The organism is Mumia flava, from assembly GCF_002797495.1.
Lineage (GTDB): Bacteria > Actinomycetota > Actinomycetes > Propionibacteriales > Nocardioidaceae > Mumia > Mumia flava.
In genome coordinates, this window is the sequence record NZ_PGEZ01000001.1 from 451,985 (window position 1) to 475,022 (window position 23,038).

General features: G+C 74.0%; 20 protein-coding genes. 7 read left to right on the top strand and 13 right to left on the bottom strand.

What is annotated here, in order from left to right:
• Positions 1 to 186: 186 nt before the first annotated feature.
• Genes CLV56_RS02125 through CLV56_RS02135 form a run of 3 tightly spaced genes read right to left on the bottom strand, consistent with a single transcriptional unit; the run spans position 187 to position 2,758 of the window.
• Positions 187 to 1,050, bottom strand: coding sequence for a hypothetical protein (locus tag CLV56_RS02125; RefSeq protein ID WP_039343749.1), 864 nt, complete (start codon positions 1,048 to 1,050; stop codon positions 187 to 189).
• Positions 1,047 to 1,820: a hypothetical protein gene (locus CLV56_RS02130; RefSeq protein ID WP_039343748.1), complete on the bottom strand. Its 774-nt coding sequence runs from the start codon at positions 1,818 to 1,820 to the stop codon at positions 1,047 to 1,049. Before CLV56_RS02130 ends, CLV56_RS02125 begins: the two co-directional genes overlap by 4 nt.
• On the bottom strand, positions 1,817 to 2,758 hold the full coding sequence (locus CLV56_RS02135) for an ATP-binding cassette domain-containing protein (protein ID WP_170224747.1): 942 nt from the start codon (positions 2,756 to 2,758) through the stop codon (positions 1,817 to 1,819). The genes CLV56_RS02130 and CLV56_RS02135 overlap by 4 nt, the downstream gene beginning before the upstream one ends.
• Positions 2,759 to 2,830: 72 nt before the next feature.
• Here CLV56_RS02135 and CLV56_RS02140 point away from each other — a divergent pair, with 72 nt between their 5' ends.
• The 7 genes from CLV56_RS02140 (at position 2,831) to CLV56_RS02170 (ending at position 11,085) form a co-directional block, all read left to right on the top strand.
• Complete coding sequence (locus CLV56_RS02140) at positions 2,831 to 7,555, top strand: Lhr family helicase (protein ID WP_039343815.1); 4,725 nt, start codon at positions 2,831 to 2,833, stop codon at positions 7,553 to 7,555.
• A gap of 3 nt (positions 7,556 to 7,558) precedes the next feature.
• On the top strand, positions 7,559 to 8,350 hold the full coding sequence (locus CLV56_RS02145; protein WP_039343745.1) for a DNA-formamidopyrimidine glycosylase family protein: 792 nt from the start codon (positions 7,559 to 7,561) through the stop codon (positions 8,348 to 8,350).
• A 100-nt stretch (positions 8,351 to 8,450) separates the two neighbouring features.
• A complete protein-coding gene (locus tag CLV56_RS02150; RefSeq protein WP_039343743.1) occupies positions 8,451 to 8,792 on the top strand; it encodes an ArsR/SmtB family transcription factor in 342 nt (113 codons plus the stop codon).
• 1 nt (position 8,793) lies between these two features.
• The gene (locus CLV56_RS02155) at positions 8,794 to 9,450 is read left to right on the top strand and encodes a dihydrofolate reductase family protein (RefSeq protein ID WP_039343741.1); all 657 of its coding nucleotides are present in this window, start codon (positions 8,794 to 8,796) and stop codon (positions 9,448 to 9,450) included.
• On the top strand, positions 9,450 to 9,914 hold the full coding sequence (locus CLV56_RS02160) for an SRPBCC domain-containing protein (RefSeq protein WP_039343738.1): 465 nt from the start codon (positions 9,450 to 9,452) through the stop codon (positions 9,912 to 9,914). Before CLV56_RS02155 ends, CLV56_RS02160 begins: the two co-directional genes overlap by 1 nt.
• A gap of 71 nt (positions 9,915 to 9,985) precedes the next feature.
• Positions 9,986 to 10,435 carry a MarR family winged helix-turn-helix transcriptional regulator gene (locus CLV56_RS02165; RefSeq protein WP_039343813.1) on the top strand — a complete coding sequence of 150 codons (450 nt, stop codon included), beginning with the start codon at positions 9,986 to 9,988 and terminating at the stop codon, positions 10,433 to 10,435.
• Positions 10,432 to 11,085, top strand: a complete 654-nt coding sequence (locus CLV56_RS02170) for a hypothetical protein (protein WP_039343736.1) — start codon at positions 10,432 to 10,434, stop codon at positions 11,083 to 11,085. The genes CLV56_RS02165 and CLV56_RS02170 overlap by 4 nt, the downstream gene beginning before the upstream one ends.
• Before the next feature lie 20 nt (positions 11,086 to 11,105).
• Here the strand turns inward: CLV56_RS02170 and CLV56_RS02175 are convergent, their stop codons facing one another.
• The 10 genes from CLV56_RS02175 to nirB form a co-directional block, all read right to left on the bottom strand.
• Positions 11,106 to 11,714 (bottom strand): GNAT family N-acetyltransferase, encoded by a 609-nt coding sequence (locus CLV56_RS02175; protein WP_281254173.1) that lies wholly within the window; start codon positions 11,712 to 11,714, stop codon positions 11,106 to 11,108.
• 1 nt (position 11,715) lies between these two features.
• A complete protein-coding gene (locus CLV56_RS02180) occupies positions 11,716 to 12,012 on the bottom strand; it encodes a helix-turn-helix domain-containing protein (RefSeq protein WP_039343733.1) in 297 nt (98 codons plus the stop codon).
• A gap of 100 nt (positions 12,013 to 12,112) precedes the next feature.
• Positions 12,113 to 12,664 carry a CinA family protein gene (locus CLV56_RS02185; RefSeq protein ID WP_100414327.1) on the bottom strand — a complete coding sequence of 184 codons (552 nt, stop codon included), beginning with the start codon at positions 12,662 to 12,664 and terminating at the stop codon, positions 12,113 to 12,115.
• Positions 12,661 to 13,302, bottom strand: a complete 642-nt coding sequence (gene pgsA, locus CLV56_RS02190) for a CDP-diacylglycerol--glycerol-3-phosphate 3-phosphatidyltransferase (RefSeq protein ID WP_039348932.1) — start codon at positions 13,300 to 13,302, stop codon at positions 12,661 to 12,663. Before pgsA ends, CLV56_RS02185 begins: the two co-directional genes overlap by 4 nt.
• A gap of 115 nt (positions 13,303 to 13,417) precedes the next feature.
• On the bottom strand, positions 13,418 to 15,430 hold the full coding sequence (locus CLV56_RS02195; protein WP_100414328.1) for a helix-turn-helix domain-containing protein: 2,013 nt from the start codon (positions 15,428 to 15,430) through the stop codon (positions 13,418 to 13,420).
• A 1-nt stretch (position 15,431) separates the two neighbouring features.
• Positions 15,432 to 17,975 (bottom strand): FtsK/SpoIIIE family DNA translocase, encoded by a 2,544-nt coding sequence (locus tag CLV56_RS02200; RefSeq protein ID WP_211287957.1) that lies wholly within the window; start codon positions 17,973 to 17,975, stop codon positions 15,432 to 15,434.
• Positions 17,976 to 18,071: 96 nt separating this feature from the next.
• A complete protein-coding gene (locus tag CLV56_RS02205) occupies positions 18,072 to 18,773 on the bottom strand; it encodes a sirohydrochlorin chelatase (protein WP_039348929.1) in 702 nt (233 codons plus the stop codon).
• A 12-nt stretch (positions 18,774 to 18,785) separates the two neighbouring features.
• Positions 18,786 to 19,895 carry a uroporphyrinogen-III synthase gene (locus tag CLV56_RS02210; protein WP_039348926.1) on the bottom strand — a complete coding sequence of 370 codons (1,110 nt, stop codon included), beginning with the start codon at positions 19,893 to 19,895 and terminating at the stop codon, positions 18,786 to 18,788.
• On the bottom strand, positions 19,892 to 20,389 hold the full coding sequence (gene nirD / locus CLV56_RS02215) for a nitrite reductase small subunit NirD (RefSeq protein WP_100414329.1): 498 nt from the start codon (positions 20,387 to 20,389) through the stop codon (positions 19,892 to 19,894). The genes CLV56_RS02210 and nirD overlap by 4 nt, the downstream gene beginning before the upstream one ends.
• Positions 20,386 to 22,998, bottom strand: a complete 2,613-nt coding sequence (gene nirB / locus CLV56_RS02220; protein ID WP_100414330.1) for a nitrite reductase large subunit NirB — start codon at positions 22,996 to 22,998, stop codon at positions 20,386 to 20,388. Before nirB ends, nirD begins: the two co-directional genes overlap by 4 nt.
• Between the last annotated feature and the right edge of the window lie 40 nt (positions 22,999 to 23,038).

Here is a 23,038-nt window from a genome sequence, read left to right on the forward strand (position 1 = left end):
CCCCTCGCCGAGACGCCGCTCTCCGTTCGCCGAGGCGCCGACCGCACGCCCCCGGTCAGCGACGTTTCGGCACCGTCGGCGTCCTGGACGAACCACGCGCCGACGGGGCCGAATCGGCGCTGACCCCGAGTGGGGATCCGTCGCACGACCGCCGCGACACCTCGACGTGACCCGTGACCGATCGGGTCAGCGTGGTCGGCCGCCGTGGCGTACGGCGCCGGCGACCGTCCCGGCGATCCCGACCACCAGCAGACCGCCCACCAGCCACACGATCGCGACCACGTCGGCGAGGTCCGGCGGCGCGGCCAGGCAGGCCGTACGGACGAGCTCGACCGCCCAGCCCACCGGTGAGAGCGCAGCCGCCGCCGACAGCAGCGACGGAAGCGCACCCGGACCGGCCACTCCCAGCACCGCGAGGGCGAGCACGACGAGCCGGACCCCGCGCGCGGCGTTCTCGGTCCGCACCCACGCCACCACCGCCGCCGCAACACCCCCGGCCACGAACGCGACCAGCATCAGCGCGGGAACGGCGACCAGTGCGCGCACGGCGTCCACGGCGCCGAGCGCGACAGCCGCGGCGAGCACGACCGCTCCCCCGAGGAACGCGCGCAGCGCGCCGAGCGCCAGGTCCGCCACCGCGAGGTCGACGGTCCGCAGCGGCGTCGCCTGCAACGTCGTCCGGTGACCGCCGACCGGTGGCACCGAGCCGTTCGAGGAGCCGTACGCGGGCCCGAGCCCGCCGCCGTGCACCGACCCTCCGTACGGGCGGGACGGCGTCGCGAGCGCCGTGACCGGCCAGAGGGCAGCCAGCATGGCCTGCACGACGACCAGCGCCGGGGCGACCCAGGCCGCGGCCGAGACCGCCGCCCCGTCGTACGGCGTGGCCGGCAACGCCGACGAGATCCCGGCGACGAACGCGACCAGGACGAGCAGCACCGGCGCCAGCCCCGTCAGCGCTCGCGGCCACGCGGACTGCGCTGCCATGAGCTCGCGCGCCACGACCTGGGCCGGACCGGTCCGGCGCTCCGTCGCGACCTCCACCGGCCTCATCCGGACCTCCGGACCGCCCGCTCGGCGAGCCAGCCTCCGGCAGCGGCGAACGCCAGCAGGACGACGACGTGCCCGAGGACCGCCAGGTCGACCGGTCCGACGACCGCCGCGTGACCCACCGCCACGGCGTGCCTGGTCGGGAGCAGCCAGGTGGACGCGTCCACGAACCCGGGCAGGACGAGCACGAACAGCGCCCCGCTGAACAGCACCACCGCCGGCACGACCACGCGCACGACGACCGTCCACGCCGGGCGCGCCAGACCGACCGCCCCCGCGACCAGCAGTGGAGCGTGGGCGGCCAGCGCGAGCAGGGCCGCGGCCAGCAACCACGGCGTACGGCCGAGCCCGACCGTGCCGAGCACGAGCAGCACGACCAGCGACGCGAGCACGGCAGCGCCAGCCCGTACGGAGGCCGCCGCGACCAGCCCGGCGGTCCGCTCGGCCGGGCGGAGCGGGGTCAGGGCGACCCAGGCCGTCCGCGGGTCGGCGGCATCGCTCGCCGCGACCGTCAGGGCGAGGACGCCCACGGCGACCACCGCTCCGGCGCCGAGCAGCGCCTCGGGGTCGAGCGCACCCTCCAGCCCCGCGACCAGCGCGGCGGTCGCCAGCATCGGCAGCACCACGTACAGCCCGACCTGGACGAGCCAGGACGCCACGCCGTACGGCCGCAGGCCCGGCACCTGGCGCGCGAGCGCGTCGGCCCAGCCGCCGGCCGTACGGTCGGGCGCGGTCGGCACTGCCTCAGCCGGCGGTTCGATCGGCGCCGTCACTCGACCGACCTCCACCGCCTCGCCTCGTCGTCGGCGAGCAGCCCGAGTGCTTCGTCCGGGGTGACCGGCCGGACCCGGGTGCCGTCCGGCGCGAGGCCGCCGGCGACCGCCCGCTCGGCGACGGTCAGGCCGTCGGACGTGTACGCGAGGACGCGGTCGCCGTGGACCTCGACCCGGTCGACCAGGTCCCCGAGGACGGCGAGCGCGGCGCCGTCGGCACCGCAGGGCGTGCGGACCTCGACGACCTCCGAAGGGCGGTTCCCGGCGAGCAGCGACGAGGGCGCGCCCTCCACGAGCACCCGCCCCGCGTCCATCACGAGCACACGGTCGCAGACCCGCTCGGCCTCCTCGAAGGAGTGGGTGGCGAGCACGACGGCCCGCGCGGAGGCGCGCATCCGCAGCACGAGGTCACCGATCGCATCGGTGTCACGCGGCGAGCAGCCGGCGGTCGGCTCGTCGAGCAGGACGAGCTCGGGATCGTTGACGAAGGCGCGCGCGACCTGGAGGCGGCGGCGCTCCCCGCGGGTGAGGCGTCCGACGACCGTCCTCGCTCGATCGGTGAGCCCCGCGAACGCCAGCGCCGCGTCGGCGCGCCCGTGTGCGGCCCGCGCCGCGTACCCGAAGCAGCGCGCGTAGCTGCTGAGCTCGGCGCGCGCCCGCAGCCGCGGATCGAGGCTGTCGTGCTGGGTCGCGACCCCGGTGCGGCCGCGGATCCGGGGACCGTCGACGGCCGGGTCGAGCCCGAGCACGGACAGGTGCCCGGAGGTCAGACGCGTGGCCGTGGCGAGCATCGCCAGCAGGGCCGACGTGCCCGCTCCCCCGGCCCCGACGAGGCCCACGACCTCGCCCGAGCGCACCTCGAGATCGACGTCGCGGACGACGGCCGTGCCCGCGACGTCGAGACGCAGACCGCGTGCCTCGACCACCAACGACGCCACGTCTCGACGGTACCCGCGCCTGGTTGCCTCCACCGATCTCACCGCCTGGTGATGTCGGTGGTGTGCGCGATGATGGAGGGCATGTCAGCAGCCGACCCGCTCGACCGGTTCTCCGCGGCCACCGCCGCTTGGTTCCGCGGCGCGTTCCCGGCCCCGACGGCGGCGCAGTCCGGCGCCTGGGAGGCGATCGCCGACGGCCGTCACGCGCTCGTCGTCGCGCCGACGGGGTCCGGCAAGACGTTGTCGGCGTTCCTGTGGGCGCTCGACCGGCTGGTCACCGGGGAGCCGGCCGAGGACCCGAAGCAGGCGACCCGCGTGCTGTACGTCTCACCGCTCAAGGCCCTCGCCGTCGACGTCGAGCGCAACCTCCGTTCCCCCCTGGTCGGGATCACCCAGACGGCACGCCGGCTCGCGGCCGAGGGCGCGTCGCCCGCGCCCCGGGACGTACGGGTGGGTGTTCGCTCCGGCGACACCACGCCGGCTCAGCGGCGGGCGCTCGCGACCCGGCCTCCCGACGTGCTGATCACGACGCCGGAGTCGCTGTTCCTGGTGCTCACCTCCGCCGCGCGCGAGACGCTGCGCGGGGTCGAGGCGGTGATCGTCGACGAGGTGCACGCGGTCGCGGGGACGAAGCGCGGCGCCCACCTCGCGCTGTCGCTCGAGCGACTCGACGCGCTGCTGGAGCAGCCGGCGCAGCGGATCGGCCTGTCGGCGACCGTGCGCCCGCACACGGAGGTGGCGCGGTTCCTCGGCGGCGCGGCGCCGGTCCGCGTGGTCGCGCCGGAGGCGGAGAAGCGGTGGGATCTGTCGGTGGTCGTGCCGGTGGAGGACATGACCGCGCTGGGCGGGGTGCCGTCGGCGCAACGTGGGGCGGACGGCGCGCACGGGGAAGGCGACGGGGGTACGACGGGGTTCGCGGGTCCCGACCCCGACGAGCTGGCCGACGCCGCGTTCGCGTCCGGTGACGAGGACCCGCGCGAGCGGGCGTCGATCTGGCCGCACGTCGAGGAGCGGGTGGTCGATCTCGTCGAGCAGGCGGGGTCCTCGATCGTCTTCGCGAACTCCCGTCGCCTCGCCGAGCGCCTCACCGCCCGCCTGAACGAGATCCACCAGGCCCGCCTCGGCGTGCCCGGTCCGGGGTCGCCCCCGGCGGAGGTGATGGCGCAGGCCGGATCGACGACGACGAGGGACCCGCAGGCGGCGGCCGAGGGTCCGGTGCTCGCCCGTGCGCACCACGGGTCGGTCAGCAAGGAGCAGCGCGCCCTGATCGAGGACGACCTCAAGTCCGGGCGGCTGGCCTGCGTGGTCGCCACGTCCAGCCTCGAGCTCGGCATCGACATGGGCGCGGTCGACCTCGTCGTCCAGGTCGAGTCGCCACCGTCGGTCGCCAGCGGGCTCCAACGGGTGGGCCGCGCCGGGCACCAGGTCGGCGAGGTCTCCCGAGGGGTCGTCTTCCCCAAGCACCGCAGTGACCTCCTCCAGGCCACGGTCACGATCGAGCGGATGCGGTCCGGTGAGATCGAGGCGCTGAGCGTGCCGGCCAACCCGCTCGACGTCCTCGCCCAGCAGATCGTCGCGATCAGCGCGCTGGACGAGGTCGACGTCGACGAGCTGTACGACCTGGTCCGGCGCTCGGCGTCGTTCGCGACGCTGCCCCGCTCGGCGTACGAGGCGACCCTCGACCTGCTCGCGGGCCGCTACCCGTCCGACGAGTTCGCCGAGCTGCGGCCGCGGGTCGTCTGGGACCGCGTCGCCGGCACGATCAGCGGCCGGCCGGGCGCGCAGCGGCTCGCGGTCACCTCCGGTGGGACGATCCCCGACCGCGGCCTGTTCGGGGTCTACCTCGCGGGCGCGGAGTCCAACGCCCGCGGCAGCGCCCGGGTCGGCGAGCTCGACGAGGAGATGGTCTACGAGTCGCGGGTCGGCGACGTGTTCGCGCTCGGGGCGACGAGCTGGCGGATCGAGGAGATCACCCACGACCGCGTGATCGTCACCCCCGCGTACGGTCTGCCGGGCCGGCTGCCGTTCTGGCGGGGCGACAACCCGGGCCGTCCGGTCGAGCTGGGCCGTGCCCTCGGCGCGTTCACCCGGATGATCGCGACCGGCGACCGTGACCAGGCGCGGTCGCGCTGCGAGGACGCCGGGCTCGACGCGTGGGCCGTCGACAACCTGATGGCGCTCGTCGACGAGCAGAAGGCCGTCACCGGGCGGGTCCCCGACGACCGGATGCTCGTGGTCGAGCGGTTCCGCGACGAGCTGGGCGACTGGCGGCTCGTGCTGCACTCTCCGTACGGTCTGGCGGTGCACGCCCCGTGGGCGCTGGCGGTCGGGGCTCGGGTCCGGGCGCAGTACGGGACCGACTCGGCGAGCATGGCCTCCGACGACGGGATCGTGGTCCGGCTCCCCGAGACCGACGCGGAGCCGCCCGGCGCGGAGCTCTTCGTGCTCGAGCCCGACGAGGTCGCCGACATGGTCACCGAGGAGGTCGGCGGGTCGGCGCTGTTCGCGTCGCGGTTCCGCGAGTGCGCCGCCCGCGCGCTGCTGCTCCCGCGCCGCGACCCGGGCCGGCGCAGCCCGCTGTGGCAGCAGCGCCAGCGTGCGGCGTCCCTGCTCGAGGTCGCCCGTCGCTACCCGACGTTCCCGATCGTCCTGGAGACCGTCCGGGAGGTGCTGCAGGACGTGTACGACGTCCCGGCGCTCGTCGAGCTCGCCCGCGACGTCGAGCGCAAGCGGCTGCGGATCGTCGAGGTCGAGACGCCCGAGCCGTCGCCGTTCGCGAAGTCGCTGCTGTTCGGCTACGTCGCGACCTTCCTGTACGAGGGGGACAGCCCGCTCGCGGAGCGGCGCGCGGCCGCCCTGTCGCTGGACTCGTCGCTGCTGTCGGAGCTGCTGGGCCGCGCGCAGCTGCGCGACCTGCTCGACGCGGACGTGATCGAGCAGACCGAGGCCGAGCTCCAGCGGCTCGTGGACGACCGTTTGGCCCGCGACGCGGAGGGTGTCGCCGACCTGCTGCGCGTGCTCGGCCCGCTGACCAGCGAGGAGGTCGCGGAGCGCTGCACCGAGCCGGCGAGCGCGTCGGCCTGGCTGGTGGCGCTGGCCGAGCGGCGTCGTGCGCTGCGGGTGTCGTTCGCCGACCAGCAGTGGTGGGTCGCCGTCGAGGACGCGGGGCGCCTGCGCGACGCGCTCGGCGTCCCGGTGCCGATGGGGGTGCCGGACGCGTTCATCGAGCCGGTCGCGGACCCGCTGGGCGATCTCGTCAGCCGCTTCGCCCGGACCCACGGGCCGTTCACCGGCGCCGACGTCGCGGAGCGGCTCGGGCTCGGGGTCGCCGTCGTCGCCGACGCGCTGAGCCGGCTCGCGGCCGCGGGTCGGGTGGCCGAGGGTGAGTACACCCCCGGCGTCGGCGGCTCGGAGTGGTGCGACGCCGAGGTCCTGCGCCGGCTGCGTCGCCGGTCGCTGGCCGCGCTGCGCCGCGAGGTCGAGCCGGTCGACCAGGCCACGCTCGGCCGGTTCCTCCCGGCCTGGCAGCACGTCGGCGGGAGGCTGCGCGGCGTCGACGGCCTCCTCACCGCGCTCGACCAGCTCGCGGGCGCCGTCGTCCCGGCGAGTGCGCTGGAGACTCTGGTGCTGCCGTCGCGCGTCGTCGACTACTCACCCGCGATGCTCGACGAGCTGAGCGCGTCCGGGGAGGTCCTGTGGGTCGGGCAGGGCGCCCTGCCCGGCTCGGACGGCTGGGTCTCGCTGCACCTCGCCGACACCGCCGCGCTCACCCTGCCGGAGCCGGTCGAGCTCGAGGTGACGCCGACCCAGGAGGCGCTGCTCGCGGTCCTCCAGCCCGGCGGCGCGTACTTCTTCGCCCAGCTCGCCGCCGCCGTGCGCGCGGGGCTCGACCCGACCGCGGCGCCGACGACCGGACCGACCGATGGCGAGATCGCGGACGCCTTGTGGGATCTCGCGTGGGCCGGGTTCGTCACCGGCGACACGCTCGCGGCGCTGCGTACGGTCGTCGGGTCCGGCTCGTCGTCGCACCGCACCCGGTCGCAGCCTCGCGTTCGTGCGCGGCGCCGTCCGTCGTTCGCGACGCCGGCCGGGGTCCGCGGCGGTCTGCGCAGCGCTCCCCCGACGGTGTCGGGCCGCTGGTCGCTGGTCGCGGCCACGGAGGTCAACCCGACCGTCCGGGCGCACGCCCGCGCCGAGCTGCTGCTCGAGCGTCACGGCCTCGTCACCCGCGGATCCGTGGTGAGCGAGGACGTGCCCGGCGGGTTCGCGGGCGTCTACAAGGTGCTGTCGGGGTTCGAGGACGCCGGCCGGGCCCGGCGCGGCTACTTCGTCGACGGTCTCGGCGCTGCCCAGTTCGCCACCACCGGGGCCGTCGACCGCCTGCGGACGTACGCCCGCGAGCCCGGCCAGGACCCGGAGCGCCGTGCTGTCGTGCTGGCGGCCACCGACCCCGCGAACCCGTACGGCGCGGCGCTGGGCTGGCCCGAGACCGACGGCGGGCACCGCCCCGGTCGCAAGGCCGGGGCGCTCGTGGTCCTCGTGGACGGGTCCCTCGCGCTGTACGTCGAGCGCGGCGGCCGCACCCTGCTGACGTTCGACGCACTCGACAGCGACGAGGGAGCCGCCCGGCTGACCCCGGCGATCGACGCCCTCGCGGCCGCGGTCCGCGACGGTGCGCTCGGGCGGCTGACCGTCGAGAGGGCCGACGGCGCTTCCGTGCTCGGGACGCCGCTGGGCGAGGCGCTGGCCCGGGCCGGGTTCCATGCGACCCCGCGTGGGCTGCGGATCCGGGGCTGAGCGGTGCCGGAGGGCGACGCGGTCTGGCGGACGGCGCGGCGTCTCGACCGGGCGCTGCACGGGCGCTTGCTCGACGCAGCGGACCTGCGCGTCCCCGCGTACGCCACGCTCGACCTGTCCGGGCGCACGGTCGAGGAGGTCGTGAGTCGCGGCAAGCACCTGTTCGCCCATCTCGGCGACCTCAGCCTCCACACCCACCTCGGGATGGACGGGTCGTGGCGCACCTACCGGTCCGGCGCCCGCTGGGACCGCCCGGCGTTCCAGGCCCGCGTCGTGCTGCGCGCCGGGCCGGTCGAGGCCGTCGGGTTCCTGCTGCCGGTCGTCGAGGTGCTGACGCCGGAGCACGAGAGCGCGGTCGTCGAACGCCTCGGCCCGGACCTCCTGGACCCCGCGTACGACGCCACCGAGGCGCTGCGCCGGCTGACCGTGGACCCGGCACGCTCGCTCGCGGACGCCCTCCTCGACCAGACCGTGGTCGCGGGGATCGGCAACATCTTCCGGATCGAGGTGATGTTCCTGCGCGGGCTCCACCCGGATGTCGCGATCGCCGACGACCAGGACCCGGCGCGGACCCTCGACCTGGCCCGCCGGATGCTCCTCGTCAACCGCGAGACGTCGGCGATCGTCACGACCGGCGTCGACCGGAGGGGACAGCAGACCTGGGTGTACGGGCGGGGCGGCGCGCCGTGCCGCCGCTGCGGCACCCGGATCGAGCGTCGTGATCCCGTCGTCACGCAGTCGCGCGGCGCCGAGGAGCGGGTCACGTACTGGTGCCCGCACTGTCAGCCGGTCTGAGCGTCCCTCCCGACCACGATTCGGGCGATTCGGTGAAGAGTACGCGCGGTGGTTCGTGCCCAGATCGCCCGAGTCGCGGTCGGTGCGTATGCTTAGGTTTATGCCTAAGTATCACGACGAGCTCGACGCCGTGCTCCGCGCGCTCGCGGATCCCACGCGCCGGGCCGTCGTCGAACGCCTGGCGAAGTCCCCGGCCGTCGTGTCCGAGCTCGCGGAGCCGTACCCGATGTCCCTCCCGTCCTTCATGCAGCACCTGCGGGTGCTCGAGGACGCGGGCCTGGTGACGTCCGAGAAGCACGGGCGCGTCCGCACCGTGAGCCTGCGACCCGGCGCGCTCGACGTGCTGCACCTGTGGCTCGGCGAGCAGCGCACCCCCGCGGAGCACCAGGCCGACCGCCTGGGGATCCACCTGACCCGTACGACCGAGATCAAGGAATCCTGAGATGACCCGTGTCCGCGTCAGCCTGTTCAGCTCGATCGACGGCTGCTCCACCACGACCGACCAGACCTCCGACAACCCGATGGGCGCGGACTGGGAGCGCCTGACGGCGGGCTACGCCGCCACCCGGACCTTCCGGCAGCGCGTCCTCCACGACACGAGCGGGTCCGGGACGACCGGCGTCGACGACCGCTACGCCGCACAGGAGGCCGAGGGCATCGGTGCCGAGATCATGGGTGCCGCGATGTTCGGTCTGCACTCCTTCCCCGACGATCCGGACTGGAAGGGCTGGTGGGGCGAGGAGCCCCCGTTCGGATATCCCGTCTACGTGCTCACGAGCACGGCGCCGCGGCCGTCGATCACGATGGCCGGCGGCACGACGTTCCACTTCCGCGACGGAGCGATCGAGGACGTGCTCGCCGAGGCCACCACGGCGGCCGACGGTCTGGACGTCCGGGTCGGCGGGGGCCTGGGCACCGCGCGGGCGTTCCTGCGCGCCGGCCTCGTGGACGAGATGCACGTGATGATCGCGCCGATCGTCCTCGGCCGCGGCGCCCGCCTCTGGGACGACCTGCGCGGCCTTGAGCAGACCCACCACGTGACCTCCGAGGTCGCGGAGAGCGGCACGATCCACGTCACCTTCACCCGTCAGGACGGCTGATGCGCACCGAACGACGCCTGGCCCGCTCCGGGTTCGACCTCACCCGCACCTATCCCGTCCCGGTCGACCGGGTCTGGGCGGCCTTCGCCGAGGAGGACCAGAAGGTGGCGTGGTTCGGCGCGGACGACGCCTTCGAGTCCGGCGCGTGGGCGTTCGACTTCCGGGTCGGAGGACACGACGTCGCTGAAGGCAAGTTCCACGGCGGCCCGCTCTCGCGCTACGAGGCGACCTACACCGACATCGTCGAGCACGTGCGGATCGTCACGACGTACGACATGTGGCTCGACGGCGTGCACATGTCCACCTCGGTGGCCTCGTTCGAGTTCGAGCCGGTCGACGAGGGGACCCGCTTCACCCACGTGGAGCACGGGGTCTTCTTCGACCGCTTCTGGGCCGACGGCCCCGACCGGGAGCTCGGGAGCCGCGGGCTGCTGGAGAAGCTGGCGACCCACCTGTCCGGGTGAGCGAGGCCGCGGCGCCTGAACCACTCGGAGGCTATTTGTGTAGATACAACATCATGAAGTACCTTCACTATGTGACCGACCGAACCTCCCTCACCACCACGCTCGACAAGGTCCTGCACCTGTCGACGCTGCTGGCGGCCGACCAGGCGCGGTTCGAGCGCGAGACGGGCCTGACCTCCGCGCGCATCCACCTGCTGTGGGTGCTCGGTCTGCACGGACCGAGCACCCAGCAGGTGCTGGCGTCGGCGCTGGAGGTGACCCCACGCAACGTCACCGGCCTCGTGGACGGGCTGGTGGCCTCGGGCCACGTGACCCGGCAGCCGCATCCGAGCGACCGTCGCGCGACGCTCGTGACGCCCACCGCCTCCGGCGCACGCGCCATCCGCGATCTCCGGGAGTCCCACGCGGACCTCGCGCAGCAGCTGTTCGCCGACGTCCCCGCGTCCCGCCTGGCGGCGTTCGACGCGACCCTCGACGAGACCATCGCGACCGTGACCCGGTTGATGAAGGACCACGCATGACCGCCCGCCGCACGTCTCCCCGACGTCTCGTCGGGCTCGGCCGGCGCGCCGTCGTGCTCGAGCTCGCGCTCTATCGCGCGCTCGCGCGCTGGATCACACGCCGCCCCGACGTGCCCGCTGGCACGACACCGATCGGCTACGCCCAGCTGGCCGCACCGATGATGTGGCTGTGGATCTTCGGGTCGGCCACCGAGGTCGTCGTGGTCGAGGTCGTCCTGCGTCAGATCGACGCCGGGTGGGCCGAGGCGATCCGGCTGCCGATCCTCGTGATCGGGATCTGGGGTCTGGTGTGGATGCTCGGCATGCTCGCCGCCCACCGGGTCCGGCCGCACCTGCTGTCGGACGGCCTCCTGCGGATCCGGGCCGGCGCGCTCACCTGGGTCGAGCTGCCTCTGACTGCGATCGGGTCCGCCCGCACCGCGGAGCACCAGCTGCCGGGCGTGATCCGCGACCTGCACCACGAGGACGACCTGCTCCTGGTGGGCGTGAGCAGCCGCACCAACGTGGAGCTGCTCCTCGAGGGTCCGACCGTCCTCCGCACGTCGCAGGGAGAGATGCGCGCCGAGCGCGTCGGCCTCTGGGCGGACGACCCGCGCACCGTCGCCCGTACGCTGAGCCGCCGCGAGCCCGCACCCGATCGCCCGCAGTGATCGCCCGTCGGGTGTTGCACTCAGCCGAGCGCGATGATCCCGTCCAGCACGTCGTCGGCCAGCACGCGGTCGGAGGACACGACGAGCTCCATCCCGGCGGTGATGCCGTCCGCCTCGACCGTCCCACGCCACACCTCGGAGAGCCCGACCCGCTCGAGCACCCGGATCGAGGCCGGGTTCGCGGTGAGTGCGCGTGCCGTGAGCGGCAGGTCCGGCTGCACCCGAGCGGCGGCATCGCGCGCAGCAGCCGACGCCTCCGTCGCGATCCCGCGACCCCACGCCGACGGGTCGAGCCGATAACCGAGGTTGAGGACCACGCCGGCGTCGAGCTCGGCGCGCGTGACACCGACGATGCCGACGAACGCGCCGGCAGCGAGGCCCGGGACCGCGACCGCGCGTACGGCCCAGTCGCCGAGTCCCACGCGCTCCCAGCTCTCGTCCGAGCGCGTGACGAGGCGCTCGGACTGCTCGCGCAGGACGTACTGACCCGCCGGAAGATGCTGCCAGGTCGCGGGATCGCGAAACACCGCGTGCACGTCGTCGACGTCCCTCGACGTCACGCGGTCGAGGATCAGACGGTCCGTGAAGAGGGCCTCGACCCGCTCAGCCGGATCGAGGCCGGACCTCACGTCAGCCGACGCCCACCGAGTCGGACTCCGGCGACAGCGCCAGCGCAGTCTCCAGCGTCGACTGCTCCTGGATCTCCATCAGCGCGCTGACGTCGCGCAGGACCTGCGACATCGGCACGTCGAGAGCCTCGCAGAGCGCGGCGAGCAGCTCGGAGCTCGGCTCCTTCTGGCCTCGCTCGACCTCGGAGATGTAGCCCAGGCTCACCCGAGCCGAGGCGGACACGTCGCGCAGCGTCAGGCCCTTGGCCATCCGTCGTGCGCGAAGCACCTCACCGATCAGTCGCCTCAGCACCGCCATGGTCCACCTCCGCTCGCCACACCACGTACAACTCGCCATCGAGCCGACTTCTTCCCCCACCCTACGCGCTCACGGGTGAGCCGCACCAAGGTGGCGCGGGTCAGTCGTCGATCAGATGGCGCATCAGGAGCTCGAGCGCGCTCTCGACCGCGAGCGCACGGACCTGGGACCGGTCACCGTCGAGCCGGAGCGCGACCGACTCCGTCGCCGACGGTGTCGCGATCCCCAGGAACACCGTCCCGGCCTCGGCGCCGTCGGCCGGCCCGGGTCCGGCGACGCCGGTCGTCGCCAGGCCGTACGTGGCGCCCAGCCGGTCCCGTACGCCGGTCGCCATCTGCTCCGCGACCCCGGCATCGACCGGACCGGCCCGCGCGAGCAGGTCGGCGTCGACGCCGAGCAGGCTCGCCTTGAGATCCGTCGCGTAGGCGACGATGCCACCGCGCACGACGTCGGAGGCGCCCGCGACGTCGACCAGCCTCCCGGTCAGCAGGCCACCGGTCAGCGACTCCGCCAGGGCGACGGTCTCCCCGCCCATCCGCAGCGCCTCGACCACACCCTGCGGGTCGATCCGAGGGTCCTCCGCGGGGTCGGCCGGCGGCTCGGGCGCGACCACTCCCGAGGTCGGACCAGACGCACCCGGCTCCGGCCTCATCCCGTACGGTCGCCGCTCGAACCGGACGTCCCGGTCGTGGGCGCGTCACGCGAGTCGCGGACCATCCGGACGGCCTGCGCCACGTAGTCGAACCCGGTCACGAGGGTGACCACCACCGCAGCCGCCATCGTGAGGTAGGCGATCCAGAGCATCCAGTCGGGCAGGAGCGCCTCGATCGGGAACACGTACATCGACAGCGCCACCGACTGGAGCACCGTCTTGATCTTGCCGCCCCGCGACGCCGGCATCACGCCGTAGCGGATCACCGCGAAGCGCATCGCCGTGATCCCCCACTCACGGGCGAGCACCACGATCGTCACCCACCACGGCAGCGCGTCGATGATCGAGAGACCGACGAATGCCATCCCGGTCAGCGCCTTGTCCGCGATCGGGTCCGCGATCTTGCCGAAGTCGGTGATCAGGCCGCGGCTGCGCGCGAGGTTGCCGTCGATCCGGTCGGTCGCCATCGCGACCACGAACACGACGAACGCGCCCAGCCGATAGCCGGTGCTCTCCCCGCCCTCGGTCAGCAGCAACCAGCCGAACACCGGGACGAAGCAGATCCGCAGGACCGTCAGCGCGTTCGCGATGTTGTAGTTGCTCGGCGCCTGCGATGCCGCGGGCGTCGTCGGGTCCATCGATCACTCCTCGGCGTTCGTCTCGGGGCTCAGGGCGGCACTGCCCCGGTCGTCGCGACCAGCATCCACCCTAGCGTGGCGGCCCTGGGCTCCCCGCGCGCCTCAGGCCCCGGCCTCAGGCGATGCCGACCTCGCGGGTCGCCTTCGCGTCGTCCGGCCCGATCTTGCGGGTCTTCCGCCCGTCGACGGTGACCGTGACCGCATCACCGCGCGCGGCGGTCACCCGCGCCTTGCCGACCACGTCGACGCGCTGACGGTCGCCGCGTGCCAGACGCCCGCTCCAGACGGTCGCGCCGTCGCTGTCGCGCACCTTGACGCGGGTGGGCTGCCCGTCCTTGCCCCGGAGCACGAGGTGGTTCGTCGTGGGACCCGCCAGAGGCGCCATCGACTTCGGCTTGCTGCCCTCGACGGGCGCGGCCGGAGCGCTGTCGAGGTCCGCCGGACCTGCGGACCCGCCGCCGTCGGTGACGACGCGACCGATCCCCCACACGATCGCCAGCACCAGGACCGCGGCGACGATCGCCATCCAGCTCCGGCCGCCGCGGGCCGGGCGGATCGCACCGGTCCCGCTGCGCCGCTCGGCCTCGAAGACCAGGCGCGCCGGCACCGGGTCCGAGGCGTGCTGGGTGTCGAACGCCTCGACGAGCGGAGCAGGGTCGGTCCGCAGAGCCGACGCGAGCGTCCGTACGTGTCCGCGCGCGTAGAAGTCGCCGCCGCACGGACCCGGGTCGTCGTCCTCCAGCGACTCGATCACGTGCTCGCGGACCTGGGTCCGCTCCGCCAGCGCGGCCACGGACAGACCGGCGTCCTCGCGCGCGGCCCGCAGGAGCGCGCCGAGGGACGGGCCGGGCTCCGGCTCGGGCTCGGGTGCGCTGCGCCGCCGGCCCCAGACCGTACGGCTGGGACGCGCGACCGCGTCGTCCGTCACCGTGTCGCCGGTCGCCGCGTCGGCCGTCACCACGTCGTCGGTGGCTGCCTCGGACCCCGCGCCCTCGGGCGCCGGCTGATCACGCATCACGTCAGCGTCGTCCTCGGTCGCCGTGTCGCCGACGGGCTCGCCGGCCTCGACGGACGATCCGACCTTCCCGGGACCGAGGGCGCTGCTCGGCCACGTCCGCGGCTCCACCTTCTCGAGGACGAGCTCGGGTCGTCCTCCGACCGCACGCAGCGCGGTCACCGTTCGTACGTCTGGGTTCGCGGCGAGCGCCGTCGATCCCTGGCTGCGGTGGACGTCGACGCGGCTCGGTCCGGCCGCGAGGGCCGGCGCGCTCACCGAGACGTCCTGCGGCTCGGCGGCTTCCACGAGCTCGGGTGCTGGCGCAGATGTCGTTCCCGCGCCACCCGACGGCGCCCCTCCGCCTGTCGGCTTCGCGCCATCAGTCGGCTTCCCGCCATCCTCCGGCTTCAGGCCAGCCTCCGGCTTCGCGCCGTCCTCCGGCTTCGTGCCGTCCTCCGGCTTCGCGCCGTCCTCCGACTTTGCGGCACCCGTCGGCGAAGCGTCGCCGACGATGTCGGCGGGCAGCTCACCGGTCTCCGGGTCCGAGTCGACCGCGCCTGCGCCGGCAGCATCGGCGGCCGGCGCCTCCACCACCGGCGGCTCCGGGACGACGACGAGGTCGGGATCACCGCTCAGGGTCGCGAGCACAGCAGCGGTGTCCTCGCGGCTCGCACGCACGGCGAGCCCGAGCGGGACCACGGACACCGAGCCGTCGTCGCCGACGACCTCGAGCGCACCGTCACGCAGCACACCACGCGACGGGACGAGCACGACGTGATCGACCTGCTCCCAGGGCAGACCGCGCCACGAGCGGCCGTGCCGGACCCGGATCCCGAGCCCGTCGGCCACCAGCAGCGGGCTGCGCGAGTCCACCCAGCCCCGCGCCGCGACGGCAGCGATCGCGGCCATCGTGACGACGACGAGCAGCAGCGCAGGCGACTCGAACGCGCGCACCGTGTACGCGACGGCCAGCGCGGCCGACGCCAGCGCCACCAGCGCGAACACGCCGGTGCTGCGGCGGACCTCGAGCACCTCGTCGTGCGCGACCCGCACGTCGGACGTGGCCTCGTCGGCGCCCGACGTGACCGGGTCCTGCTCCACGGTCGTGGTTTTCTCCGGGCGACGACTCATGTCACTCCCCTCGCAGGGTCGCCAGGACCTCGTCGAGGTCGTCCGGCTTGATCAGCACGTCCCGGGCCTTCGACCCCTCGCTCGGGCCGACCACCCCTCGGGACTCCAGGATGTCCATCAGCCGTCCGGCCTTCGCGAACCCCACCCGCAGCTTGCGCTGCAGCATCGAGGTCGAGCCGAACTGCGTGTTGACGACGAGCTCGACCGCCTGGAGCACGAGGTCCAGGTCGTCGCCGATCTCGTCGTCGAGCTCCCGCTTCTGCGTCTGCGGTGCAGTGACGTCGTCGCGGTAGATCGGTTTCAGCTGGTCCTTGCAGTGCGCGACCACGTCGTGGATCTCGTTCTCGGTGATCCACGCGCCCTGCATCCGCAGCGACTTGTTGGCGCCCATCGGCAGGAACAGCCCGTCGCCGCCCCCGACCAGCTTCTCGGCGCCGGGCTGGTCCAGGATCACGCGGCTGTCGGCCAGCGACGACGTCGCGAACGCCAGCCGGCTCGGAACGTTGGCCTTGATCAGACCGGTGACCACGTCGACGCTGGGACGCTGGGTCGCGAGCACCAGGTGGATCCCGGCGGCGCGGGCGAGCTGCGTGATCCTCACGATCGCGTCCTCGACGTCCCGGGGCGCCACCATCATGAGGTCGGCGAGCTCGTCGACGACCACGAGCAGGTACGGGTACGGCGCCAGCTCGCGCTCGCTGCCGGGCGGCACCGTCACCGACCCGGCCCGTACGGCCTTGTTGAAGTCGTCGATGTGCCGGAAGCCGAAGTTCGCGAGGTCGTCGTAGCGCAGGTCCATCTCGCGCACGACCCACTGGAGTGCCTCGGCAGCCTTCTTCGGGTTCGTGATGATCTGCGTGATGAGGTGCGGGATCCCCTCGTACGCCGTCAGCTCGACGCGCTTGGGGTCGACGAGGATCATCCGGACCTCGTCCGGCGTGGCCCGCATCAGGATCGACGAGATCATCGAGTTGATGAAGCTCGACTTGCCCGAGCCGGTGGCGCCGGCGACGAGCAGGTGCGGCATCTTCGCCATGTTGGCGACCACGAAACCGCCCTCGACGTCCTTGCCGAGCCCGACCACCATCGGGTGGTGGTCGCCGCGTGCCTTGCCGGAGCGCAGCACGTCGCCGAGGGAGACGGTCTCCTTGTCGGTGTTCGGGATCTCGATGCCGATCGCGGACTTGCCGGGGATCGGCGAGAGGATCCGGACCTCGTTGGACGCCACGGCGTAGGAGATGTTCTTCGCGAGCGCGGTGATCTTCTCGACCTTCACACCCTGGCCGAGCTCGATCTCGTACCGCGTGACCGTGGGACCGCGGGTGTAGCCGGTGACCTCGGCGTCGACCTTGAACTCCTCCAGCACACCGGTGAGCCTCGTCACGACGCTGTCGGACGCCGACGTGCGCGCCTTGTGCGGGGTGCCCTCGCGGAGCATCTCGTTCGGGGGGAGGGTGTAGACGACGTCCCCGGACAGCGCGAGCTGCTCGGCGCGCGCGGGCAGCGGCGTCATCGGCGGCATCTCGCCCGGGTGGTCGTCGGAGTCCTTGCCGGTGGAGCTGGCCGCCGTCACGCCCGCGGCGGTGACCGGGACCTCGCTCGTGTCGTCGTCGGCACCGCCGCCGGTGACGACGGTCGGCTCGTCCGGCCCGTCGACGAGCGCGGTGTCGTACGGCTTGTCGGTGCCGTCGGGAGCGGTCCCGCCGTCCTTGCGGCGCTTGCGACGCGACGCCTTGGACCCGTCCGCGCCCTCGGGGTCGAGCTCGGCCTCGTCGTCGTGGCGGCGCCCGAGCAGCAGGTCGCGCCCGGCCCGCAGGCGGTCGGGGATGCGGTAGACCGGCGTCCCCGTGATCACGAGCAGCCCGAAGAACGCGAGCAGGACGAGCAGCGGCACCGTCACGTACGGGGTGCGGAACAGGTCGTCGAGGAGCTGGGAGACGAAGTAGCCGATCGCGCCACCGGCCTCGCGGACCGCCGCACCCCCCTCGTCGGAGGGCTTCGGGATCCCGTGCGAGATGGACACGATCCCGAGCACCCCACCGGCGAGCGACGTCCAGCCGATCACCTGCCGCCCGACCGGGCCGTTCTCGTCGGGGTGCCGCATCGTCCGCCAGGCGATCACGAACAGTGCGAGCGGGACCGACCAGCCGAGCAGCCCGACGCTCGCGATCACGGCCTCGCGAACCCCGTCGGTCACCGGACTCTCGACCTGCCACCACACGGCGGCGATGACGACGACACCGGCGCCGATCAGCCCGAGACCGACCCCGTCACGACGGTGCTCGGGCTCGAGATCGCGGGCGGCACCACCGATGCTGCGCAGGATCGCGCCGATCGTGCGGGCGATCCCCATCCAGACCGCGGCGATCGCGACGCCGACCGCGCGCAGGCCGCGGACGACCGGACCAGGACCGGCGGGCAGCGGCGGTGGAGCAGGCTGACGCTTGCTCGACCGGCTCCGCGACTGCGACCGGGCCTGGCCACCGGACGACCGCGACGACCTCTTGGAGGCCGACCGCGGCGGGGAAGACGTACGGCTCGCCATGGTCGCGAGCCTACGAGCCGCGGACCCCGATCCCCGGTATCACACGCCGCGTGGAGCCCGGCCGATCCAGACTGTCAGATCGGGGGGCGCGGCGGGTCAGGCCACCACGCGGCGGTCGTTCTCGGCCGTACGGAACCGGTCGACCACGAGCGACACCAGCCGGGGGTCCGGCGGCTCGACCCCGAGCAGCGGCGCCGAGACCAGGTCCGCGCCCGTCTCGTCGAGCCGGTCGCGGAACCAGCCGGGAGCGAGCAGGTACGAGGCGATCACCACCCGGCGCGCCGGGTCGGACGCCCGCAGGTCGGACACGACCCGATCGATCGGACGGCCCGGGCCGCCGACGTGGCCGAGCCCGACCGGTCGCCCGAGCAGCGCCGCCAGCCGGTTGCGGGCGGAGTCGGTGTCGCGCAGCGCGCCGGCGTCGGACGACCCCGACGCGGCCAGCACGACCCGGTCGTCGTCGCGCAACCCGGCCTGCACCAGACGGTCGGCGAGCACCTCGGTGAGCACCGGCGAGGGCCCGAGCGGAGGCGCGACCACCACGTCCTCGCGGCCCGCGACCGCCTCGGCGATGTCGACGTGCACGTGGAACCCGGCCGACAGCAGCAGCGGGACCACGACGGCCGGACCGTCCGTGGCGGCGACCACCTCGGCCACCTGCGGTTGCTGGACGTCGACGAAGGTCTCGGCGACGTCGACCGGCGCCAGCCGGTGGCGTACCGCCGCGACGAGTCCGCGGATCGCAGCCTGGCCCGCGTCGCTGCGGGTCCCGTGGGAGCAGGCGATGAGCGTGGTCATCGCGTCACCTCCTCATGCCAGGCGCAGGCGGTAGCCACGCTTGACCACCGTCTGCACCAACGGTCGACCGGCCAGCGCGTCGCGCAGCCGGGCCACGGCCACCTCGGCCGTGTGCGGGTCCGAGGAGCACCCGGGCAGGACCCGGAGCAGCGCCTCCCGCGACACCACGGCCCCGGGCACCTTCGCCATGGCCCGCAGCACCGCGAGCCCGTTCGGGGAGATCGAGAGCACCTCGTGGTCGAGCGTCGCGCACCGGGCCCGCAGCCGCAGCGCGCCCGCCTCGGTCGCGATCTCCTCGTGCTCGTCGCCGAGGTGCATGATCATGGCGCGGACCAGCGACCCCAGCCGCCCCCGGTCGGGGATCAGCGGGTCGAAGCCGATCGAGCGCAGCGGGTCGGCCGTCACCGGCCCGACCGCCGCGAGGGTGAGCGCGCCGTCCTTCTCGAGCCCGCGGATCGCCTCGAGGACCCCCTCGTCGCGCGCGGTCGACACCCACGCGGCCGACGCCGGGGCGGAGGTGAACGCGACCGCGTCGTAGCACCCCGCCGCGGTGTCGCGCACGGACTCGCGCACCGCCTCGGGATCCGGCGGCGGGCCCCAGCGGTAGACGACCAGGCCGTACGGGTCGGCGCCGGCGGCGCGCAGCCGCGACTCGAGCCCGTCGTCGCCGGCGCCGTGGTGCTGGACCGCGATCCGCAGGCCGTCGACGCCCTCGGTGACGAGGAACTCCGCGATCTCCGCCGACGTCTCCGACTCCGCCACCCAGTCCGGGGTCAGGCCGGCCGCCTGGAGCGCGCCGCGGGCCTTCGGGCCGCGCGCGACCAGCCGGGTGCTCTCCAGCGCGGCGACGAGCTCGTCACCGATCCCCGAGGCCTCCGCCGTGTCGAGCCACGACCGGAAGCCGATGCCGGTGGTCACGACGACCACGTCGGCCCCGGTGCTGATCAGCGCGCGGGTGCGCTCCATCAGCACCTCCTCGTCGATGTGCGACTCGACCCCGAGCGCGGACGCGACCGCGACCGACGCCCCGCGACGCCCGAGGGCGAGCGCGAGGTCGTCCGCACGGCGCTGCGCGGTCACCAGGACGGCGCAGCCGGCGAGGACGGGGCCGAGCGACGTCATGGCGCCGCCAGGACCGGGTCCGCGGTCGCCGCGTCGGCGTCGGCGTCGGCGTCGGCGTCGGCGGAAGCCTCATCGGCGTCGGCGCTCGTACCGGGCGCGGCCGGCCGTACGACCGGGGTCGCGCCGACCTCGACGATCCCGTCGACGACCCGGACCGGCCAGGAGCCGAGACCGACCTCCGGCTCCTCCACGGCACGTCCGTCGTCGAGCCGGAAGCGCTGCTTGAGCAGCGGCGACGCCACCACGGCCACGTCCCCGACGCTGCCGACCAGGCCGCGCGCCATCACGTTCGAGCCGGCGTAGGGGTCGCGGTGGCCCACGGCGCGGACCGGCACGTCGTCGCCGGACAGCCGGAACAGCGCGACCTGCTGGTCGCCGACGAGCGCGGCCGCACCGCGGTCGGGAACCAGGTCGTCGAGCGCGCAGACGCGTACCCAGGTGGTGGGCGCGGAGCCGGCGGAACGGGTCGCGGTGCTCGTGCTCGGAGTGGTCATGCGCGAACCTCCAGCGTGGTCCCGGCGATCAGGGTCGCGCGCTCGTCTGCGGTGGCGGGTCGTCGCTGACCGCGCTCCGGGACGTACGCGAGATCCGGGTCCGGGGTGTCGGGGCTGTTCACGAAGCTGGCGAACTTCCGCAGCTTCTCGGGATCCGCGAGGGTGTCGGCCCACTCGTCGGAGTACCCGTCGACGTGCGCCGCCATCGCCGCGTCGAGATCGTCGGCGATCCCGAGACTGTCGTCGAGCACCACCGATCGTACGTGATCCATCCCGCCCTCGACGACGTCGAGCCAGGCGGCGGTGCGCTGGAGCCGGTCGGCGGTGCGCACGTAGTACATCAGGAACCGGTCGATCGCCCTCACGAGCTGCTCGGTCGTCAGGTCCTCGGCGAACAGCCGGGCGTGCTTCGGGGTGAAGCCGCCGTTGCCGCCGACGTAGAGGTTCCAGCCCGCGTCGGTCGCGATCACGCCCACGTCCTTGCCACGTGCCTCCGCGCACTCGCGAGCGCAGCCGGAGACGCCGAGCTTGATCTTGTGCGGGGAGCGCAGCCCGCGGTAGCGCAGCTCCAGCGCGATCGCGAGCGCGACGGAGTCCTGCACGCCGTAGCGGCACCAGGTCGACCCCACGCACGACTTCACCGTCCGCAGCGCCTTGCCGTACGCGTGGCCGGACTCGAACCCGGCGTCGACCAGCCGCTGCCAGATCGCCGGCAGCTGCTCGATCCGAGCGCCGAACAGGTCGATCCGCTGACCGCCGGTGATCTTCGTGTAGAGCCCGAACTCCTCGGCGACCTGCCCGATCGCGATCAGTCCGGCGGGCGTCACCTCGCCGCCGGGGATCCGCGGCACCACGGAGTACGTGCCGTCCTTCTGCATGTTGGCCATGACGTGGTCGTTCGTGTCCTGCAGCGACGCGGCCTCGCCGTCGAGCACGTGCCCCGCACCGAGGGACGCGAGGATCGACGCCACCACCGGACGGCAGATGTCGCAGCCGCGGCCCGTCCCGTGCTGGTCGACGAGCTCGGAGAAGGTGCGGATCCCGGTCACGCGCACGATGTCGAACAGCTGCGCGCGGCTCATCGCGAAGTGCTCGCACAGCGCGTTGCTGGTCTCGATCCCAGCCGCGGTCAGCTCGTCGTCGAGGAGCCGCTTGACCAGCGGGAGGCACGAGCCGCAGCTCGTCCCGGCCTTCGTGCAGCCCTTGACCGCACCGATGTCGTGGCAGGCCTCGCAGCCGTCGCCGCGCACCGCCCCGCGGATCTCGCCGGCGCTGACGTTGTTGCAGGAGCAGACGTTCGCGTCGTCGGGCAGCGCTCCCCCGCTGACCGGGGTGACGCCGTCGGGGACCAGCCACGCGGTCGGGTCGGCGCCGAGCTCGCTGCCGACCAGCGGCCGCAGCGACGCGTACGCCTGGGCGTCGCCGACCAGCATGCCGCCGAGCAGCGTGGAGGCGTCGTCGCTCATCACGAGCTTCTTGTAGACCCCGCCGACCGGGTCGGCGTAGACCACCTCGAGGCTGCCGTCGGTCGCGGCGAACGCGTCGCCGAAGCTCGCCACGTCCACGCCGAGCAGCTTGAGCTTGGTCGACATGTCCGCGCCGGTGAACGCGGCGTCCCCGCCGAGCAGCCGGTCCGCGACCACCTCGGCCATCGTGTAGCCCGGACCGACCAGCCCCCACGTGCGGCCGGCGACGTGCGCGACCTCGCCGATCGCGTAGATCGCCTCGTCGTCGGTCCGGCACGCCTCGTCGCAGGTGACGCCACCGCGCTCGCCGACCGACAGCCCGGCCGCGCGGGCCAGCTCGTCGCGCGGCCGGACACCGGTCGCGAACACGACCACGTCGACGTCCAGGTGGCCGCCGCCGTCGGCGAAGTCCATCCGGCTCACCCGGCCGTCGCGCCCGGCGCGGACCCGCGAGGTCGCGGTCGCGGTGCGGACCTGCACGCCCAGACCCTCGATGATCCGGCGCAGCGTCCGGCCGCCGGCCTCGTCGACCTGCATCGGCATCAGCCACGGCGCGAACTCGATCACCGTCGAGGAGGCGCCGAGCGCCTGGAGCGCACCCGCCGCCTCCAGGCCGAGCAGCCCGCCGCCGACCACGGCGCCGCGAACCGGGCGGCCGAGGCGGTCGGCGGCGTCGTTGACCCACTGCCGCAGCTCCGCGACGTCGTCGACGGTGCGGTAGACGAAGCAACCCGGAGTCTCCGAGCCCTCGACCGGCGGCACCACCGCGTACGACCCGGTGGCCAGCACGAGCGCGTCGTAGCGGTAGTCGCGACCGCGGGCCCGGACCGTCCGCGCCTCCCGGTCGATCTCGTGGGCCTTGACGCCGCGGTGGAGCCGTACGCCGGGGGTCTGCCACAGCGACGGCTCGCCGAGCAGCAGCTCGTCAGGATCGCGGTCGGAGAAGAACGAGGTGAGCGCCACCCGGTCGTACGGCGGTCGGCTCTCCTCGCCGAAGACGTCGATCGTCCACGCGTCCGTCGCGCCGCGCTCGACCAGGGCCTCCACGAGGCGGTGGGCGACCATGCCGGCGCCGATCACGGCGAGGCGCCGGCGGTCGCGGACCGCCTCGGTGGTCTCGGAGATCTGCGTGCTCTCGTCCATGGCGTCGACAGTAGGAATCGGAGATTTCGCGTTCTGTGTC